General features: G+C 73.1%; 12 protein-coding genes and 5 pseudogenes. 8 read left to right on the top strand and 9 right to left on the bottom strand.

Annotated elements, in window-relative coordinates; all coding sequences use genetic code 11:
- Positions 1 to 37: 37 nt before the first annotated feature.
- Positions 38 to 574 carry a GNAT family N-acetyltransferase gene (locus DA06_RS02085; RefSeq protein ID WP_052436260.1) on the bottom strand — a complete coding sequence of 179 codons (537 nt, stop codon included), beginning with the start codon at positions 572 to 574 and terminating at the stop codon, positions 38 to 40.
- 87 nt (positions 575 to 661) lie between these two features.
- Between DA06_RS02085 and purU the strand changes: the two genes are divergently transcribed.
- Together purU and DA06_RS02075 are read left to right on the top strand one after the other, a co-directional pair.
- Complete coding sequence (gene purU / locus DA06_RS02080; RefSeq protein ID WP_043496923.1) at positions 662 to 1,525, top strand: formyltetrahydrofolate deformylase; 864 nt, start codon at positions 662 to 664, stop codon at positions 1,523 to 1,525.
- 365 nt (positions 1,526 to 1,890) lie between these two features.
- Positions 1,891 to 2,424 (top strand): annotated as a pseudogene (locus DA06_RS02075) (ROK family protein); the annotation flags it as partial.
- A gap of 213 nt (positions 2,425 to 2,637) precedes the next feature.
- On the opposite strand, the pseudogene DA06_RS02070 reads toward DA06_RS02075, so the two are convergent.
- The 5 genes and pseudogenes from DA06_RS02070 to DA06_RS02050 form a co-directional block, all read right to left on the bottom strand.
- Positions 2,638 to 3,928: pseudogene (locus tag DA06_RS02070) on the bottom strand (thymidine phosphorylase).
- Entirely contained in the window at positions 3,921 to 4,337 is a 417-nt protein-coding gene (locus DA06_RS02065) for a cytidine deaminase (protein WP_043496910.1), read from the bottom strand. Before DA06_RS02065 ends, DA06_RS02070 begins: the two are co-directional and overlap by 8 nt.
- Before the next feature lie 12 nt (positions 4,338 to 4,349).
- Positions 4,350 to 5,642 (bottom strand): ABC transporter permease, encoded by a 1,293-nt coding sequence (locus DA06_RS02060; protein ID WP_043496909.1) that lies wholly within the window; start codon positions 5,640 to 5,642, stop codon positions 4,350 to 4,352.
- The gene (locus tag DA06_RS02055) at positions 5,639 to 6,985 is read right to left on the bottom strand and encodes an ABC transporter permease (RefSeq protein WP_418606781.1); all 1,347 of its coding nucleotides are present in this window, start codon (positions 6,983 to 6,985) and stop codon (positions 5,639 to 5,641) included. The genes DA06_RS02060 and DA06_RS02055 overlap by 4 nt, the downstream gene beginning before the upstream one ends.
- Positions 6,986 to 7,008: 23 nt before the next feature.
- Positions 7,009 to 7,636, bottom strand: a pseudogene (locus DA06_RS02050) (ATP-binding cassette domain-containing protein); the annotation flags it as partial.
- Between the two features lie 167 nt (positions 7,637 to 7,803).
- Between DA06_RS02050 and DA06_RS02045 the strand changes: the two are divergent.
- From DA06_RS02045 to DA06_RS02025, 5 genes are all read left to right on the top strand, one after another.
- Positions 7,804 to 9,453: a TIGR04028 family ABC transporter substrate-binding protein gene (locus DA06_RS02045; protein ID WP_043496900.1), complete on the top strand. Its 1,650-nt coding sequence runs from the start codon at positions 7,804 to 7,806 to the stop codon at positions 9,451 to 9,453.
- Between the two features lie 96 nt (positions 9,454 to 9,549).
- Positions 9,550 to 10,491: an ABC transporter permease gene (locus tag DA06_RS02040; protein WP_043496899.1), complete on the top strand. Its 942-nt coding sequence runs from the start codon at positions 9,550 to 9,552 to the stop codon at positions 10,489 to 10,491.
- On the top strand, positions 10,488 to 11,429 hold the full coding sequence (locus DA06_RS02035; protein ID WP_418606780.1) for an ABC transporter permease: 942 nt from the start codon (positions 10,488 to 10,490) through the stop codon (positions 11,427 to 11,429). Before DA06_RS02040 ends, DA06_RS02035 begins: the two co-directional genes overlap by 4 nt.
- 3 nt (positions 11,430 to 11,432) lie before the next feature.
- The gene (locus DA06_RS02030) at positions 11,433 to 13,328 is read left to right on the top strand and encodes a dipeptide ABC transporter ATP-binding protein (RefSeq protein ID WP_418606779.1); all 1,896 of its coding nucleotides are present in this window, start codon (positions 11,433 to 11,435) and stop codon (positions 13,326 to 13,328) included.
- Entirely contained in the window at positions 13,325 to 14,476 is a 1,152-nt protein-coding gene (locus tag DA06_RS02025) for a putative FMN-dependent luciferase-like monooxygenase (RefSeq protein WP_418606778.1), read from the top strand. The genes DA06_RS02030 and DA06_RS02025 overlap by 4 nt, the downstream gene beginning before the upstream one ends.
- Positions 14,477 to 14,570: 94 nt before the next feature.
- Here DA06_RS02025 and DA06_RS02020 read toward each other — a convergent pair.
- Positions 14,571 to 15,285, bottom strand: a pseudogene (locus DA06_RS02020) (DnaJ domain-containing protein); the annotation flags it as partial.
- Positions 15,286 to 15,340: 55 nt separating this feature from the next.
- Positions 15,341 to 16,360 carry a heat-inducible transcriptional repressor HrcA gene (hrcA, locus tag DA06_RS02015; protein WP_043496898.1) on the bottom strand — a complete coding sequence of 340 codons (1,020 nt, stop codon included), beginning with the start codon at positions 16,358 to 16,360 and terminating at the stop codon, positions 15,341 to 15,343.
- On the opposite strand from hrcA, the pseudogene DA06_RS02010 reads away from it, so the two are divergent.
- Positions 16,262 to 16,675: pseudogene (locus DA06_RS02010) on the top strand (DUF3097 family protein); the annotation flags it as partial. The gene hrcA and the pseudogene DA06_RS02010 overlap by 99 nt on opposite strands.
- Here DA06_RS02010 and DA06_RS02005 read toward each other — a convergent pair.
- On the bottom strand, positions 16,660 to 17,118 hold the full coding sequence (locus tag DA06_RS02005; protein WP_418608323.1) for a DNA glycosylase AlkZ-like family protein: 459 nt from the start codon (positions 17,116 to 17,118) through the stop codon (positions 16,660 to 16,662). The pseudogene DA06_RS02010 and the gene DA06_RS02005 sit on opposite strands and share 16 nt — an antisense overlap.
- Between the last annotated feature and the right edge of the window lie 6 nt (positions 17,119 to 17,124).

Here is a 17,124-nt window from a genome sequence, read left to right as displayed (position 1 = left end):
CCAACTCGCCGGCGAGGGGACGGGCGGCGGGGCAGGCTCAGGCGTTCACGTCGCGTCCGGGCAGGTCGGCCAGGCCGCCGTCGTCGTCGGCGTCGGGTCCGTCCTCACCGAGGATGCGGCGGAGGTACGCGTAGGTCAGGTCGCCGGTGTGCTGGTCGTACTGGTGCTCGTAGCCCGCCTTGTTGTACATGGCGAGGTTGTGCTTCGAGTCCTGCCCCGTGAAGACCCAGACCTCCTGGGTCTGCTCGGGCAGGTACTGCAGGACGGCCATGAGGAGGCGCGTACCGATCCCACGTCCCTGCAGGTCCGGGACGACGGCGAGGCGTCCGAGCGTCGCCTTCTCCGCCTCCAGCTCCACCCGGACCGACCCGACGAGACGGTGACCGATCCACGCGCCGAGCGTGACGACGTCGGCCCTCCGGATGTCCGCGACCAGCTCCGTGAGCGACTGCGTGAGCGCCGGAAGGTTGGGGTCCCCGTAGAGCTGAGCCTCGGTGACGAAGGCGGCGCGGCGCACGGTGAGCAGCTCACCGGCCACGTCCTCCGTGATGAGGTCGATCGTGACGTCGTCCATGCCCCCAGTCTGGCATCCACGGGCCGCGCCGGTGGCCCGTACCCGCAGACCGGAACGCGCCCCGCCGTCGGCGACCGGGCGGCTACCCTGCCGCCGGTGAGCACCCAGAAGGAGCACCTCGTCCTCGCGCTGTCCTGCCCGGACCGGCCGGGCATCGTCCACGCCGTCTCCGGCGCGCTCGCCGAGCACGGCGGCAACATCACGGAGTCGCAGCAGTTCGGCGACCCCTCCACCGGGCTGTTCTTCATGCGGGTGCAGGTCGAGACGACGGCGCCGCGCCGCGAGGTCGAGGACGCGCTCACCGCCATCGCGCACGAGTTCTCGATGACGTTCACGCTCGACGTGGTCGGCCGGCCGGTGCGGACGCTGGTCATGGCGTCCAAGGAGGCCCACTGCCTCTCGGACCTGCTGTTCCGCCAGCGCTCGCAGCGGCTTCCGATCGACCCGGTCGCCGTGGTCGCCAACCACCCCGACCTCGAGCCGATCGCCGCCTTCTACGGGGTGCCCTTCCACCACGTGCCCGTGACGAAGGAGACGAAGGATGCGGCGGAGGCCGAGCTGCTGCGGCTGGTGCGCGAGCTGGACGTCGAGCTCGTGGTGCTCGCGCGGTACATGCAGATCCTCTCCGACGACCTCTGCACCGAGCTGGCCGGCAACGTCATCAACATCCACCACTCGTTCCTGCCGAGCTTCAAGGGAGCGCGCCCCTACGCGCAGGCCCACGGCCGCGGGGTGAAGCTGATCGGGGCGACGGCGCACTACGTCACCGCCGACCTCGACGAGGGCCCGATCATCGAGCAGGACGTCGAGCGCGTGACCCATGCCGACGACGTCGCCGAGCTCGTCGCGCGCGGGCAGGACGTCGAGCGGCGCGTGCTGGCACGGGCCGTGCGCTGGCACGCCGAGCACCGGGTGCTGGTCGACGGCCGGCGGACAGTCGTCTTCTCCTAGGCGGCGCTCGCGTTGTCCCGGGCACCGCACGCTCCGGGGGTGCCCCGTCCTCCCGGCACGGCGCGCATCTCGCGGGGCCCCGTCCCCGTGAGACGTCGCCCGCCGGCGGTCGCCGACCCGCCGCGCCGCCGCCGGCGCCCACGCCTCTCGACAGCCCGCACGTGCCTCACGTAGTTTTTCTCCATCTCGGCACCTAATTGCTGGTGAACCAGCAGTTTTGGTCCAACGTCGGACTTAAGAGGGGGCACAGGTGAGTCGCACAGAGACGACCACCTCACGCGCGCGTGAGCGCACCAGGCGTGCAGTGATCTCGTTGCTCGCGGACGGTCCCCGCCTCGCGCGCCGAGATCGCGCGCGAGCTCGGGATGTCGCCGACGACGGTCTCCGGCCTCGTGGCAGACCTGCTCGCCGCCGGGGCGGCGGCCGAGCAGACGTCGACGGGCGGCCGGCGGGGCCGGCCCTCCCGCACCGTCTCGCTGGCCCCCGCGCCGGGGCTCGTCGCAGGCGTCGACATCGGGCGCTCGCACCTCGCCGCGGTGGTCGCCACGCGGGCGGGCGACGGCGTCGGCGAGCGGGACGTCGTCGCGGAGGGGATGGTCGCGCTGCCCGTGGGGCACACCGGTGAGCACACCGTCGCGGCGGTGCTGGACCTCCTCCGGAGCCTCCTGCGGGAGGCGAGCCGTACCGCCTCCGACGTCGTCGCCGTCGGCGTCGGCCTGCCCGGGCCCGTCGACGGCCCGGACGGCACCGTCGGCGCCGGGACGATCCTGAACGGCTGGGCGGGCTTCGACGTCGCCGGCCGCCTGACGGAGGCGCTGGGGGTCCCGGTGGTCGCGGACAACGACGCGACCCTCGGCATGCTGGCGGAGAGCCGCTGGGGCGCCGCCCGGGGCGTGGCCGACGCCGCCTACGTCAAGATCTCCACCGGCCTCGGGGCGGGCCTGCTGCTCGGCGGCCGCGGGGCGGACGAGAGCTGCGAGGAGGGCGGCGAGGTGCAGGCGACGCCAGTCAGGGGTCATACGGCTCAGGCTGCCGGACCCGCCCGCCCTCGGCGACCGGGGCTCACGCCGTGGGTGGCTCGCCCGGCTGCCTGGGGGTCGACGAGCAGAACGTCAGTCGGCGACGACCCGGTCGAGGACGATGCCGCGTCCCTGGGCCGCGCCGTCGGGCTCGACGACGACGGCGCCGGCGAGGGCCTCCCTGGCCCGCTCGAAGCGCTCCGGCGTGGCGGTGTGCAACGTCATGAGCTTCTGCCCTGCCCGCACCCGCTCGCCCGGCTTGGCGTGGAGCTCGATCCCCGCGACAGCCTGCACCGGGTCCTCCTTGCGGGCGCGGCCGGCGCCCAGGCGCCACGAGGCGACGCCGACGTCGTAGGCGTCGAGCGTGGTGAGCACGCCGTCGGCCTCGGCGAGGACCTCCTCGGTGTGCTCGGCGACGGGCAGCGCGGCGTCCGGATCGCCGCCCTGGGCGGCGATCATCCTGCGCCACACGTCCATTGCCCGGCCGTCCTCGAGCGCCTCGGCGGGGTCGACGTCCTCCCGGCCGGCCGCGGCGAGCATCTCCCGGGCGAGGGCGACCGTGAGCTCGACGACGTCGGAGGGCCCACCGCCCGCGAGGACCTCCACGGACTCGCGGACCTCGAGGGCGTTGCCGACCGTGAGGCCGAGCGGGGTGGACATGTCCGTGAGCAGGGCGACGGTCCGCACGCCGGCGTCGGAGCCCAGCGCGACCATCGTCTCGGCGAGCTCGCGCGCCCTGTCGAGCTCCTTCATGAAGCGCCGGAGCCGACCTTGACGTCCAGCACCAGCGAGCCGGTGCCCTCCGCGATCTTCTTGCTCATGATCGACGAGGCGATGAGCGGGATCGACTCCACGGTCGAGGTGGTGTCGCGCAGCGCGTAGAGCTTCTTGTCCGCCGGCGCGAGCCCCGACCCCGCGGCGCAGATCACCGCGCGACGTCCTCGAGCTGGGCGAGGACCTCGGCGTTGGACAGCGCGGCGTTCCATCCGGGGATCGCCTCGAGCTTGTCGAGAGTGCCGCCGGTGTGGCCGAGACCGCGCCCCGACAGCTGCGGCACCGCCACGCCGAAGACGGCGACGAGCGGGGCGAGCGGCAGGGTGATCTTGTCGCCGACGCCACCGGTGGAGTGCTTGTCCGAGGTCGGGCGGGACAGGGCCGAGAAGTCCATCCGCTCGCCGGAGCGGATCATCGCGTCCGTCCAGCGCGCGATCTCCGCCCGCTCCATGCCGTTGAGGAAGACCGCCATGGCGAGGGCGCTCATCTGCTCCTCGGCCACGACCCCACGGGTGTAGGCGTCGATCACCCAGTCGATCTGCTCGTCGGTCAGCCGCTGGTGGTCGCGCTTGGCGCGGATGACGTCGACGGCGTCGAAGGGCTCACTCATGCGTTCTCTCCAGGTGTGCGGGGCCGAAGGCTTCGGGCAGGAGGTCGGCGAGCGTGCACAGCCCGGAGGGCATGAGCATCTCCAGGCGGGGGCCGCCGTGCTCCCAGAGCAGCTGGCGGCACCGCCCGCACGGGACGAGGAGCTCGCCGTCGCCGTCCACGCAGGTGAACGCCACCAGCCGCCCGCCGCCGGAGCGCACGAGCTCGGAGACGAGGCCGCACTCCGCGCACAGCGTCACGCCGTAGGCGGCGTTCTCGACGTTGCAGCCCGAGACCGTGCGCCCGTCCTCCACCAGCGCGGCGGCGCCGACGGGGTAGGTGGAGTAGGGCACGTAGGCACGGGTCATCGCCTCGGTGGCGAGGTCGCGCAGCAGCGCCCAGGTGGCGTCGTCAGCGGGGGTGGTGCCCATCGCGGCCTCCGGTCACTTGATGTAGGGGATGTTCTCCGCGGCGGGCGCACGCACCCGGCCGACGAAGCCCGCGACCGCGAAGATCGTCACGGCGTAGGGCAGCATGAGCAGGAACTCGGACGGCACGGTCGAGCCGATGGTCGACAGCACGTTCCCGAGGTTCTTGGAGAAGCCGAACAGCAGCGCCGCGGCCAGCGCCCCCGTGGGGTTCCACTTGCCGAGGATCATCGCCGCCAGGGCGATGAAGCCCTGCCCGGCGGACATCTCCTTGCCGAACGCGAGCCCGGACCCGACGGTGAAGAACGCGCCGCCCAGACCGGCGATGGCGCCGCCGAAGATGGTGTTGACGACACGGGTGCGGTTGACCTTGATGCCGACGGTGTCGGCCGCCTTGGGGTGCTCGCCGACCGCGCGCATGCGCAGGCCCCAGCGGCTGCGGAAGACGAAGATCTGCAGCAGGATCACCGCCGCGTACATGATGTAGACGAGCAGCGTCTGCCGGAACAGCACCGGCCCGATCACGGGGATCTCGGACAGCAGGGGGACGGGCAGCTCGGGCAGGCGCTGGTTGGCGTTCCAGGTGGCCTTGTCCTCGGTGAGGACCGTGGAGAAGAGGAAGCTCGTCACGCCGACCACCAGCACGTTGAGCACCACGCCGACGATGATCTGGTCCACCCAGTAGCGGACCGCGAAGAAGACCAGCAGCACGCCGACGAGGGCGCCGGCGACCGGGGCGGCGATCATCCCGAGGTAGGCGCTGGAGGTCAGGGAGCCGACGACGGCGGCCAGGAAGGCGCCGCCGAGCAGCTGGCCCTCGATGGCGATGTTGACGATGCCGGAACGTTCGCAGACCACGCCGCACAGGGCGCCGAAGACGAGCGGGACGGAGAGCGCCAGCGCGCCGGAGAGCAGCGTCGTCACCGGGATCACCGTCGCGCGGCCGGCACCGACGTAGGTGAGGAACGTCAGGACGAACGCGATGCCGAAGACGACGTGCATCCACCGGCCCACGTCCCGCCGGCGGCTCGTCAGCCAGGTGACCAGCCCGGTCAGCACGGCCATCACCGCGACGAGGAGCCAGTTCGTCAGCGCCGCGGGCACCGCGATGTTCGGGATCTGGAAGAAGTCGCCCCCCCGGGACAGCTGGTAGACGGTGTCGCCCTCGAGGCCCGGCAGGAGGGTGAAGAACAGCATCGCCGCGACGGTCAGCACGCCGTACACCACGGGCCAGCGCCAGCTGATGGGCCTGAGGACGGTGTCCTCGCGCTCCTGCGGCCGGGCCTGCTCGGTCATCACGGCGCTCATGCCGCCGCCTCCTTCGCGACCGGGGTGCGCGCACCCCGCGGACGGGCCCCCGGGGCCGGGAGCCGGAAGATCGCCCGCACCAGCGGCGGCGCGGCGATCAGCAGCACGATGATCGACTGCACCACGAGAATGATGTCGATCGGGGTCTGCGTGGTGGACTGCATGAGCACGCCGCCGGCCCGCAGGGCGCCGAAGAGCAGCCCGGCGAGGAACGTCCCGAGGGGCCGGGACCGGCCCAGCAGGGCCACGGTGATCGCGTCGAACCCGTAGCTCGCGGCCACGCCGGCGGTGAGCGCGCGCTCTGTGCCGAGCACCTGGGCGGAGCCCGCGAGCCCGCACAGCGCGCCCGAGATGACCATGGTGAGCACCACGACGCGGTTGACGGAGATCCCCGCGGTGCGCGCGGCGCTGGGGTTGGAGCCGGCCGCACGGATCTCGAAGCCGATCGTGGAACGCTCGAGCAGCCACCACACGAAGACTGTCGCCGCGATCGCGAGCAGGAACCCGGCGTGAAGCCGGAACGAGGACCCGAGCAGGAGCGGGTAGGCGGCGGACTCGGCCGGGACGTCAGGGGACTTCGGGAACGGCGAGTTCGGGAGCGTGAACGCGGGCGTCGTCAGCAGGTACGCGACGAGGTAGACCGCGATGTTGTTGAGCATGATCGTCACGATCACCTCGTTGGCCCCCGTCCGGGCCTTCAGCACACCGGCGATGCCGGCCCAGATGGCGCCGCCGAGCGCGGCGCCGAGCGCGGCCAGGGTCACGTGCACCACGACGGGCAGGTCGAACGTGAACCCGATGAACGCGCCGAAGATGCCGCCGAGGACGATCTGGCCCTGGGCACCGATGTTGAACAGGGCGGCCCGGAAGCCGACGGCGAGGCCCAGACCGGCGAGGATCAGCGGCACGGAGAACACCAGGGTCTCCGTCAGCGGGCGGACCCCGCGGCTGACCGTCTCGGACTGGAAGTCGTACACGGAGCCCCGGAACATCGCCCGGTACGCGCCGTAGACGGTGTCCCAGACGGCCCCGAAGAAGTCGCTCGGCCGGGCGAACAGGTAGCCGGCGGTCTCCTGGACCCGCGGGTCGGCCAGCGCGATGAGGACACCGCCGACGAACAGCGCGACGACGATCGCGAGGACCGACACCAGCCAGCTGCCGGAGAGCAGCTCGCGGAAGAATTGCTGGGTGCGGGTCTCCGGCGCTGCGCCGTCGTCGCCTGCCCGTCCCCCAGCCACGGCCGTCCCCGGCGCGTCCTGGGGTGCGGGGACCTGCTCGCCCTGCGCGACCACGTCACCGGGCTGGGCGGCGGTCTGCGGGGTCTCGTTGACGGGGTCGGTCACGACGTTCCCTCCTGCTCGGCCGCGGCGTCGGCCGCTGCCAGGGTGGTCCTGTGCTCCGCGGCCTGCGCCTGCGCCTCCTCGAGGGGGACGCCCGCCATCATGAGGCCGAGCACGTCCCGGTCAGTGCCGCCGTCGACGATGCCGACGATCTGGCCGCGGTACATCACGGCGATGCGGTCGGCGAGGGCGAGAACCTCGTCCAGCTCGGTGGAGACGATGATGACGGGGGGTGCCCCGGTCGCGTTCCTCGACGATGCGCCGGTGCATGAACTCGATGGAGCCGACGTCCAGGCCGCGGGTGGGCTGGGACGCGATGAGGATCCGCAGCGGACGGGACATCTCGCGGGCGATGACGACCTTCTGCTGGTTGCCGCCGGAGAGCGTGGAGATCGGGTCCGCCGTGGAGGTGAGCCGGATGTCGAACTCGTCGGCCCGCCGGGTCGCGTTCTCGCGGACCACGGCCGGGCTCATCGCCAGGCCCGAGGCGTAGGGCTCGGTGTCGTACAGGTCGAGCACGAGGTTCTCGGCCACCGAGAAGGACGAGATGATGCCGTCCGTGGACCGGTCCTCGGGGACGAACCCGATGCCCGCACGCAGCCGGTCCTTGACCGACCGTCCGGTGAGCTCCTCGCCGTCGAGCGTGACGGACCCGTGAGGGCCGGTGCGCGCCTCCGCACACGACTTCTGCGCAGCCTTCTCGGCCCTTCGTGCGTCCGACCGCGCACCGGCTGCGCGTGCCTGCGGCACCCGTCGGGCGCCGCCGGCCGCACCACGACGACCCAACCTCTTCACAGTCACACATCCCCGTAGGAGCACCCATGTCACCGGCGTCCCGCCGCACCCCGACCCGCCGCCAGGCGCTCACCGCCGTCGCCGTCGTCTCGTCCGCCGGCATGCTCGCCGCCTGCGGCGCCCAGCAGGGCGCGACGGCCGCCGACGCCCCGGCCGGCGGGCCCGTGACCGGCGGCGAGCTCGTGTACCTGGAGTACCAGCCGCACACCAACCTCTACCCGCCGCAGGCCGGCTTCTACCCCAACGGCGGGCTGGTCAACAACATCGCCGACCGGCTGACGTACCAGAACCCCGAGACGCTCGAGATCGAGCCGTGGATCGCCAGCGACTGGGAGGTCAACGCCGACGCCACGGAGTACACCTTCAACCTCCGGGACGGCGTGACGTTCTCCGACGGCACGCCGCTGGACGCCGACGCCGTCGCGCAGAACTTCGACACCTTCGGACTCGGCGACGGCGAGCTCGGGCTGACGGTCTCGGAGGCGATCAACAACTACGCGGGCAGCGAGGTCGTCGACGAGGACACGGTGACCTTCCGGTTCGACGCCCCGGCGCCCGGGTTCCTCCAGGCGACGTCGACGATCAACTCCGGCCTGGTCTCCCCGGACACGCTCGACCGCAGTCTCGAGGAGTTCGGCGCCGGCAGCTCCACGGAGATCGTCGGCTCCGGCCCGTTCGTCGTCGCGGACGAGGAGATCGGCACCCGCATCAGGCTGGAGGCGCGCGAGGACTACGACTGGGCGCCGCCGTCGCTGGAGCACCAGGGCCGCGCCTACCTCGACGCGATCGAGATCGTGGTCACACCGGAGGACAGCGTGCGCATCGGCTCGCTCACCTCGGGCCAGGCCGACTACGTCCGCTACGTCCAGGCCTACGACGAGGAGCAGGTCACCGCGGCCGGCTTCGACCTCTACGCGCCACAGACCCGGGGCGTGAACAACGGACTGGCCCTCCGGCCCGCGAACCCCCTCCTCGGCGACGTCCGCGTGCGCCAGGCGCTCCTGCACGGCGTGGACGCCCAGGAGGTGGTCGACACCGTCTACACCGAGAACTACCCGGTGGCGACGTCGCAGCTGAGCAGGAGCGCGCTGGGGTACAAGGACGAGTCCGCGGGAATCGCCTACGACCCGGAGCTCTCCGGGCAGCTCCTCGACGAGGCCGGGTGGGTGCCGGGCGCCCACGGCATCCGCGAGAAGGACGGTCAGCGGCTCTCGCTCGACGTCTACGCCTCGAACGCCCAGCCGCTGTCCAAGCCCAACCTCGAGCTCGTCTCGCAGCAGCTCGCCCGGATCGGGGTCGAGCTGAACGTGAGGACGGCGGACACGGCCACCGTGACCGCGGCGGCCGGCGACCCGATCGGCTCGCCGCTGTACCACTCGATGGTCGGGCGTGCGGACCACGACGTCATCAAGAGCCAGTTCCACTCCGAGAACCGCGACGTGCTCGCCTCCGCGGACAAGGAGCTCGACGCCCTGCTCGACGCCGTCGCCTCCGAGCCGGACCCGGCGAAGCGGGACGCCGCCTCCGGCGCGGTGCAGGACTACCTCACCGAGCAGGCCCTCTACATCCCGCTCTTCGAGGAGCCGCAGGTCTACGGCGCAGCCCCGCATGTCCAGGGCGTCGGCTTCGAGTCCGTCGGGCGTCCGGCGTTCTACGACACCTGGCTCAACCGCTGACCGACACGCGGGCGGCGGCCCTGCCGCCGCCCGCGCCGATCCGCCGGCCGAAGCCGGAGGAAGTTTTCGGCCACGGCCGGAGAGAGGAGGGGCGACGTGCGTTACGTCGTCGGCCGCGTGGGCCAGGCAGCACTGGTCCTGCTCGCGGCGTTCACCCTGAGCTTCGTGCTGCTGCAGGCGCTGCCGGGTGACGCGCTGCTCATCAAGTTCGAGAATCCCGAGCTCGGTCTCACGCCCGAGCAGATCTCCGACGTCCGCCAGGCCTACGGCGCCGACGTGCCGCTGCCCCAGCAGTACCTCGACGCCCTCGGCGGATTCCTGAGGGGCGACCTCGGGTACTCGGTCCAGTACGGAACCCCGGTCGCCACGCTCCTCGCTGATGCACTGCCCTCGACGGCGACGCTCGCCGCGGCGTCGTTCGCGCTCGCGGTGGTGCTCGCGGTGGGCATCGCGGCCCTGTCCTACCTCACCCCGTTCGCCCGGCTGCGCGGCCTGCTGCGCTCCCTGCCGTCGCTCTTCGCCGCGGTGCCGGTGTTCTGGCTCGCGATCGTCCTGGTGCAGGTCTTCTCCTTCCAGCTCGGTCTCGTCCCGGTGATCGCGCCGAGCCCCGCACAGGCGCTGATCCTGCCGGTCCTGGCGCTCGCGGTGCCGATCGCCGCCCCGCTCGCGCAGGTCCTCGTCCGCAGCATCGACGACGTCAGCGTCCAGCCGTTCGTCGCCGTCGCGACGGCGAAGGGCGCCGGGCCGCGCTGGCTGCTGGTCCGCACCATCGCCCGGAACGCCGTCCTGCCGTCGCTGACCATCGCCGGCGTGCTGCTCGGTGAGCTGATCGGTGGGGCGGTGGTGACGGAGACGGTGTTCGGCCGCGCCGGCATCGGGCGCATCACCGAGCAGGCCGTCTCCCAGCAGGACATCCCGGTCCTGCAGGGGGTGGTGCTGCTGGCGGCCACCACGTTCGTCGTCGTCAATCTCGTCGTGGACCTGCTGTACCCGGTCCTCGACCCCCGGACCAAGCAGAAGGTGGGGCTGGCCGCATGAGCACCGCGGATCTTGCCGGACGCGCCGGAACCACGGACACCGCGACGTCGGACGTCGCGACGCCGGGCGTCGGTCGCGTCGTGACCCGGACCCGGCAGGCGGGAGGCCATCCACCGACAGGACGCCTTCGCGGCGCCTGGGCCCGCCTGCGCCGGACGGACGCCACCCTCGTCCTCGCGGTGGGCGTCGTCGCCGTAGTCCTCGCCTGGGCCCTCGTCCCGGCGTTGTTCACCAGCCACGACCCGGTGGTCGGCGTGCCGGCGGACAAGCTGCAGGCGCCCAGCGCCGCGCACCCGTTCGGCACCGACGCCCTCGGCCGCGATCTGCTCGCCCGCGTCGTCCACGGGGCGGGGGAGTCGCTGACCGGCGCAGTGGTCGCCGTCGGCGTGGGCCTGGTGGTCGGCACGGCGCTGGGCGTCCTCGCCGGCTCGGCCGGCCGGATCGCCGACGACGTCGTCATGCGGGTCGTCGACGTCCTGCTCGCCGTCCCCGCGCTGCTGCTCATGCTCAGCGTCCTCATCCTGCTCGGGTTCGGGACCACGAACGCCGCCATCGCGGTCGGCGTGAGCTCGGTCGCCTCCTTCGCGCGGCTGTCCCGCTCGGAGGTGGTCCGGGTGCGGCGCAGCGACTACGTCGAGGCCGCGTTCGCCGGCGGCGCACGGTTCCTGCCCGTGCTCTGGCGGCACGTCCTGCCCAACTCCGTGGGTGCCGTCGTCTCCCTCGCCGCCCTGCAGGTCGGCACCGCGGTCATCGCGATCTCGACCCTCGGCTTCCTCGGGTACGGGGCACCGCCGCCGACGCCGGAGTGGGGCCTGCTCATCGCCGAGGGCCGCAACTACATCGCCACCTCCTGGTGGCTCACCACCCTGCCCGGCCTCGTCCTGGTGGCCGTGGTCCTCTCCGCCAACCGCATCAGCATCGCCCTGAGGAGGAGCTGACCCATGACCGGCACCACCACCACCCTCGCCTCCGCCGCGCCTCACGCTGAGGCACGCCCGGCCGGTGCGGCTCCGCCGCCGTCGGCCGAGCGCGGAACGGCGGCACCCGCCGGGGCGTCGGCGCGGGCCGGTGCCGCATCCGCGCCCGGGCGCCTCGCCGTCCTGTCCGTCCGCGACCTCGTCGTCTCCTACCGCACCCGCTCCGAGACGCGCACCGTCGTCCACGGGGTCTCCCTCGACGTCGGGCCGGGCGAGGTGGTCGCCGTCGTCGGCGAGTCCGGCTCCGGCAAGACGACGACGGCGCAGGCCGTGATCGGTCTTCTCGCCGAGAACGGGCGGGTCGAGTCGGGCACCGTGGCGATCAACGGCACGGACATCAGCGGCTGGGACGCGCGGCGCCTCGGGTCCGTGCGCGGCCGGCGCGTCGGCCTCGTGCCCCAGGACCCGAACAACTCGCTCAACCCGGTCAAGACCATCGGCGACAACCTCGCCGAGGTGCTGCGCATCCACCGGTACGGCTCGGCGGCCGAGATCCGCGCCCGCGTGCTCGAGCTGCTCGAGCGCGTCGGCATCCCGGAGCCCGAGGTCCGGGCGCGGCAGTACCCCCACGAGCTCTCCGGCGGGATGAAGCAGCGTGTCCTCATCGCCGGCGCCATCGCGCTGGAGCCGGAGCTCGTCATCGCCGACGAGCCCACGTCCGCCCTGGACGTCACGGTCCAGCAGACGGTCCTGGACCTGCTCGGCGATCTCCAGCGCGAGCTCGGCACCGCCGTCCTGCTCATCACGCACGACCTCGCCGTCGCCGCCGACCGCGCTGACCGCGTCGTCGTGCTCAAGGACGGCAAGGTCGTCGAGGACGGCCCGACGGCGCAGCTTGTCGCCTCCCCGAAGGCCGCCTACACCCGCTCGCTGCTGGCGGACGCCCCGGCGTTCCACGCCCCGGCGGCGGACGAACGTGCTCGCACCGCCGCGCTCGTCGAACAGGCCGGCGACGCCCAGCACGCCGTCGTCGTCACGGGGCTGGTCCAGGAGTTCGCCCGCGACCGCCGGGCCGGCTCCTTCCGCGCCGTAGACAACGTCAGCTTCGCCGTCGTCCGGGGCACCACGCACGCCCTGGTGGGGGAGTCGGGCTCCGGGAAGACGACGACGGCGCGTGCGGTCGTCGGCCTCGGCCGGCCCACGGCCGGCTCTGTGGTCGTCGAGGGGGAGGAGGTGACCGGCCTGCGGGGCGAGGCGCTGCGGCGGTTCCGGCGTGGGACGCAGCTGGTCTACCAGAACCCGTTCTCGTCGCTGGACCCGCGCCAGAGCGTCGGGGAGATCGTCGCCGAGCCGCTGCGCAACGTTCCGCGGGGCGAGCGCCCCGGCCGGGCGCAGCGTGCGGCCCGGGCTGCGGAGACGGTCGCCCGGGTGGCGCTGCCGGCGGACGTCCTCCGCCGTCGGCCCGCCGAGCTCTCCGGGGGGCAACGGCAGCGGGTTGCGATCGCCAGGGCGCTGGTGCTCGAACCGCGGCTGCTCGTGCTGGACGAAGCCGTCTCCGCCCTGGACGTCAGCGTCCAGGCGCAAATCCTCGACCTCCTCGGCGAGCTGCAGGCCGACCTCGGCCTGACGTATCTGTTCATCTCGCACGACCTGGCGGTCGTGCGGCAGATCTCCGACACCGTCTCCGTCATGCGGGCCGGGAAGGTCGTGGAGCAGGGACGGACGGAGCAGGTCTTCGCGCACCCGGAGCACGAGTACACGGCGGCGTTGCTGGCCGCCATCCCGGGGCACGGGGCTCGCACCTCCTGGACCTTCCCGGCCATCGGGCGCATCGGGCAGCCCGTGACCGCGACCACGGGACAGCTCGCCACGGTGACCAACGACGCCACCCCGACCCCCAGGCAGGAGCAGTCACGATGACGACACGACTGGGCATCTTCACCCGCATCCTCGACGACGCGCCCCCGGCGGAGCGCTACCGCAACGCCGTCGAGCAGGTGCAGCTCGCGGAGCGCCTGGGCTTCGACGCCGCCTGGGTGGCGCAGCACCACTTCGACGGAGAGGAGGGCGGGCTCCCGTCGCCGCTCGTCCTGCTGGGCCATCTCGCGGCCGTGACGGAGCGGATCCGTCTGGGCACGGCGATCATCGCCCTGCCGCTGGAGAACCCCGTGCGGGTGGCCGAGGACGCCTCGGTGCTCGACGTTCTCTCGGGCGGGCGCGTCGAGCTGGGGGTGGGCTCCGGCGGGACGCCGAGGTCGTTCTCCGCGTTCGGGCTCGACGCGGCCGACAAGCACGCCGTGCACGCGGCGAAGCTCCACGTCCTGCGGGCCGCCCTCGTCGGCGAGGGCCTCGGCGACCCGCGCAACCGGCTCTACCCGGCGGCGCCCGGGCTCGCGCAGCGTCTGTGGCAGGCGACATTCTCCTCAGCCGGGGCCGAGCGGGCGGGCGCCGCGGGCGACGGGCTCATGCTCTCCCGCACGCAGCCGCGCCCTTCCGGGCAGCCCGACGCCACGCTCAGCGAGATCCAGCACCCGTTGATCGACGCCTACCAGGCCGCGCTTCCCGCCGGCGTCGAGCCGCGGATCCTCGCCTCCCGCACCCTGTTCGTCACGGAGGACCGGCAGCGGGCGCGCGTGCTTGCCGGTGCGGGTCTGTTTCGGGCGGTCGAGAAGTTGCGGGCGATCGGTCACGACCTGCCGGTCGACGATCTCGACACCGTCATCCGGCGCACGGACAGCTACGTCGGCACGCCCGAGGAGGTGATGGAGCTGCTGGCGCAGGACACCGCGCTCGCCCGTGCCACGGACGTCAGCTTCCAGGTGCACTCGGTCGACCCGCCGCACGAGGACGTCCTGCGCTCCATCCAGCTCATCGCCGCGGAGGTGGCACCGGCCCTCGGGTGGACCGCTGCTGCCCACGGCGCGGGCGACAGGCTCGACGCCGAGTCCTTCGCCACGGACTCGCTCGCCGCCGCCTCGCCGGCGACGGGCTCGCCGCGTGCCGGCGCCGACCCTCGCACCACTGTCCCGCTCGTCACGACTGACCCGCTCGCCACCACTGCTTCGTAAGGAGAGAGATGACCACCGCCATCAGCTCGGCCGACCGGACCGCGCCGGCCGACCGGACCGCGCCGGCCGACCGGACAGTCTCGGTCGCCGGCGTGCCCGCGCCGGGACCGACCTCGCCCTGCCCGCTCATGCGGATGCGGGTGCCGGAGTCCACGCCCGCGGGCACCTCGACCCGGAGGGTCTGGCGCGTGCGCACCCGGCCCTCGCCGGAGCAGTCCTGGCACGGGTCCGGGATGACCGTGCCGTGGCCCTGGCAGGCCGCGCAGGCGGAGGTGGCCATGACCTGGCCCAGGAAGGACCGCGTGACGCGCTGGACGGAGCCCCGCCCGTGGCAGACCTCGCAGGTCCGCGGCGAGGTGCCGGGCCGGCAGCAGGAGCCTTGGCAGGTGGGACAGATGACTGCGGTGTCCACCTGCAGCTCGCGGGTCGCGCCGAAGACCGCCTCGGACAGCTCGATGTCCAGCCGGACGAGCGCGTCCTGGCCGCGGCGGCCGCGCGGGACGGGGCCGCGCGGCGCCCCGCCCGCGGCCGCGCCGAAGAAGGTCTCGAAGATGTCCTGGAAGCCGCCGAACCCCGCGGCGCCGGCGCCCCCCGCCGCCGAGTGCCGACTCGCCGCCGAGGTCGTACATCTGGCGCTTCTCGGGGTTGGAGAGCACCTCGTAGGCTCGCGTGACGTCCTTGAACCGGTCGGCCGCGTCCGGGCCCGCCACGTCCGGGTGGAGCTTGCGGGCCAGCTTGCGGTAGGCCTTCTTGATCTCCTCCGCGCTCGCCTGGCGGGAGACACCGAGGATCTCGTAGTAGTCGTTCACCACGTCACTCTCTGCTGGGGTATGTCAGTGTGCATGCACCGGACGGTGCCGGGAGCTACCCGGCGAGGATCCGGGAGAGGTACCGGGCCACGGCGCGCACGGCCGCCATGGTTCCGGGGTAGTCCATCCTCGTGGGGCCGAGCACCCCCAGGCGGGCGACGCCGTCGGAGGGAACCTCCCCACCGTAGACGCTCGCGACGATCGACGCTTCCGCCAGCCCCTCGTGGTGGTTCTCGGCACCGATCCGCACCGCGACGGTCTCCTCCTCCATCTCGGAGAACAGCTTGAGCAGGACCACCTGCTCCTCGAGCGCCTCGAGGACCGGGCCGATCGTGCGGCTGAAGTCGACGTCGGACCGGGCGAGGTTCGCCGTGCCGGCCAGGACGATCCGCTCCTCGGCGTCCTGCCGCAGGGCGTCGAGCAGCTGCTCGCTGACCGCCCGGACCAGGCCGCGGTGCTCGGGGGCGAACTGCTGCGGGAGCGCCTCCAGCTCGGCGGTCATGGCCTGCAGCCGCCGGCCGGCGCCGATGACGTTGAGGCGGGCGCGCAGCTCCGCCGTGACGCCGGGGTCGATCTCCGCGGCGGTCTCGATGGTGCGCTGCTCGACGCGTCCGGTGTCGGTGATGATGACCACGAGCAGGCGCTTCGGGCTCAGCGGGACGAGCTCGAGGTGCCGCAGGGTGGAGCGCCGCAGCGACGGGTACTGCACGACGGCGACCTGGTGGGTGAGCTGGGCGAGGAGGCGGACGGTCCGCTCCACCACGTCGTCGAGGTCGACGGCGTCGTCGAGAAGCACCTGGATCGCGCGCTTCTCCGCGGCGGAGAGCGGTTTGATCGTGCCGATCTGGTCCACGAAGAGGCGGTAGCCCTTGTCCGTGGGCACCCGCCCGGCCGACGTGTGCGGCTGGGCGATCAGCCCGTGCTCCTCCAGGGCCGCCATGTCGTTGCGGATCGTGGCCGGCGAGACACCGAGGGCGTGGCGCTCGACCAGCATCCGGGAACCGACGGGCTCCCGGGTGGCGACGTAGTCCTGGACGATGGCCCGGAGCACGTCGAGGCGACGGTCCTCGCTCATTCCAACCTCCTCCCAGGCCAGCACTCTCGACCCCTGAGTGCTAATTCTACGCATCACGCGCGTCCCTGCCGCGGTGGCGGTGCCCACACTGCTTACCCTGCCCGCGTGAACGACCGCTACGGCTCCGACGTCCTCTCCGCCGACCCGCACCGCACCGGGTCCTACGCGCACCGGCCCGTCACGCGCGACCAGGCGGCCGAGCCCGGCCTGGTGGTCGAGGAGGTCACCTCCGGGTTCGTGGGCGCCGTCGTCCGGGTGGAGAAGTCCGGCGGGATGCACGTCGTCGTGCTCGAGGACCGTCACGGCGGGCGCCGCACCTTCCCGCTCGGCCCCGGTTTCTGGGTGGAGGGCAGGCCCGTCAGCCTCACCCCGCCGGCCGCGACGCCGCGCAGCCAGGGGCGGGGACGGCGTCGCGGAGCTCCGGCCAGGTCGCCCCCGGTGCCGTCGGAGAGGAGAGCGACGACGGCGGACGCGGCCTCCTCGAACCAGCGGGCGCCGTCGGGCGTCAGACCCGCCCGCTCGACGTCACGGACCAGCTGGCGCTCCTGGGTCGCGGCCACGCGGGCGCCGGGGCCGGCCACCACCGCGGGGAGGGAGTCGCGGGTGACCACGAACAGGGTGCGGCGCATCGCCATCTGCTTCACGAGCGTGCGCTCGGCGTACAGCGCCCGGTCGGTGTCCTCGCGCGTCAGGCCGTCCGTGCGGGCCCACGCCGAGAGGTGCACGGTCGAGTGGTCGGTGGCGTGCAGGGCCACCATCGCGTC

Origin of the sequence: Georgenia sp. SUBG003 (assembly GCF_000715355.2) — a bacterium.
Classification (GTDB): domain Bacteria; phylum Actinomycetota; class Actinomycetes; order Actinomycetales; family Actinomycetaceae; genus Georgenia.
The sequence above is the reverse complement of the archived record's forward strand: the minus strand, read 5'-3'. Positions and strand labels throughout refer to the sequence as shown.

Excerpts from the sequence above, each read along its gene's own strand:
- DA06_RS02085 (WP_052436260.1), bottom strand. The coding sequence starts at position 574 with ATGGACGACGTCACGATCGACCTCATCACGGAGGACGTGGCCGGTGAG.
- DA06_RS02065 (WP_043496910.1), bottom strand. The coding sequence starts at position 4,337 with ATGGGCACCACCCCCGCTGACGACGCCACCTGGGCGCTGCTGCGCGAC.
- DA06_RS02060 (WP_043496909.1), bottom strand. The coding sequence starts at position 5,642 with ATGAGCGCCGTGATGACCGAGCAGGCCCGGCCGCAGGAGCGCGAGGAC.
- DA06_RS02045 (WP_043496900.1), top strand. The coding sequence starts at position 7,804 with ATGTCACCGGCGTCCCGCCGCACCCCGACCCGCCGCCAGGCGCTCACC.
- DA06_RS02035 (WP_418606780.1), top strand. The coding sequence starts at position 10,488 with ATGAGCACCGCGGATCTTGCCGGACGCGCCGGAACCACGGACACCGCG.
- DA06_RS02030 (WP_418606779.1), top strand. The coding sequence starts at position 11,433 with ATGACCGGCACCACCACCACCCTCGCCTCCGCCGCGCCTCACGCTGAG.
- DA06_RS02025 (WP_418606778.1), top strand. The coding sequence starts at position 13,325 with ATGACGACACGACTGGGCATCTTCACCCGCATCCTCGACGACGCGCCC.
- hrcA (WP_043496898.1), bottom strand. The coding sequence starts at position 16,360 with ATGAGCGAGGACCGTCGCCTCGACGTGCTCCGGGCCATCGTCCAGGAC.
- DA06_RS02005 (WP_418608323.1), bottom strand. The coding sequence starts at position 17,118 with ATGGTGGCCCTGCACGCCACCGACCACTCGACCGTGCACCTCTCGGCG.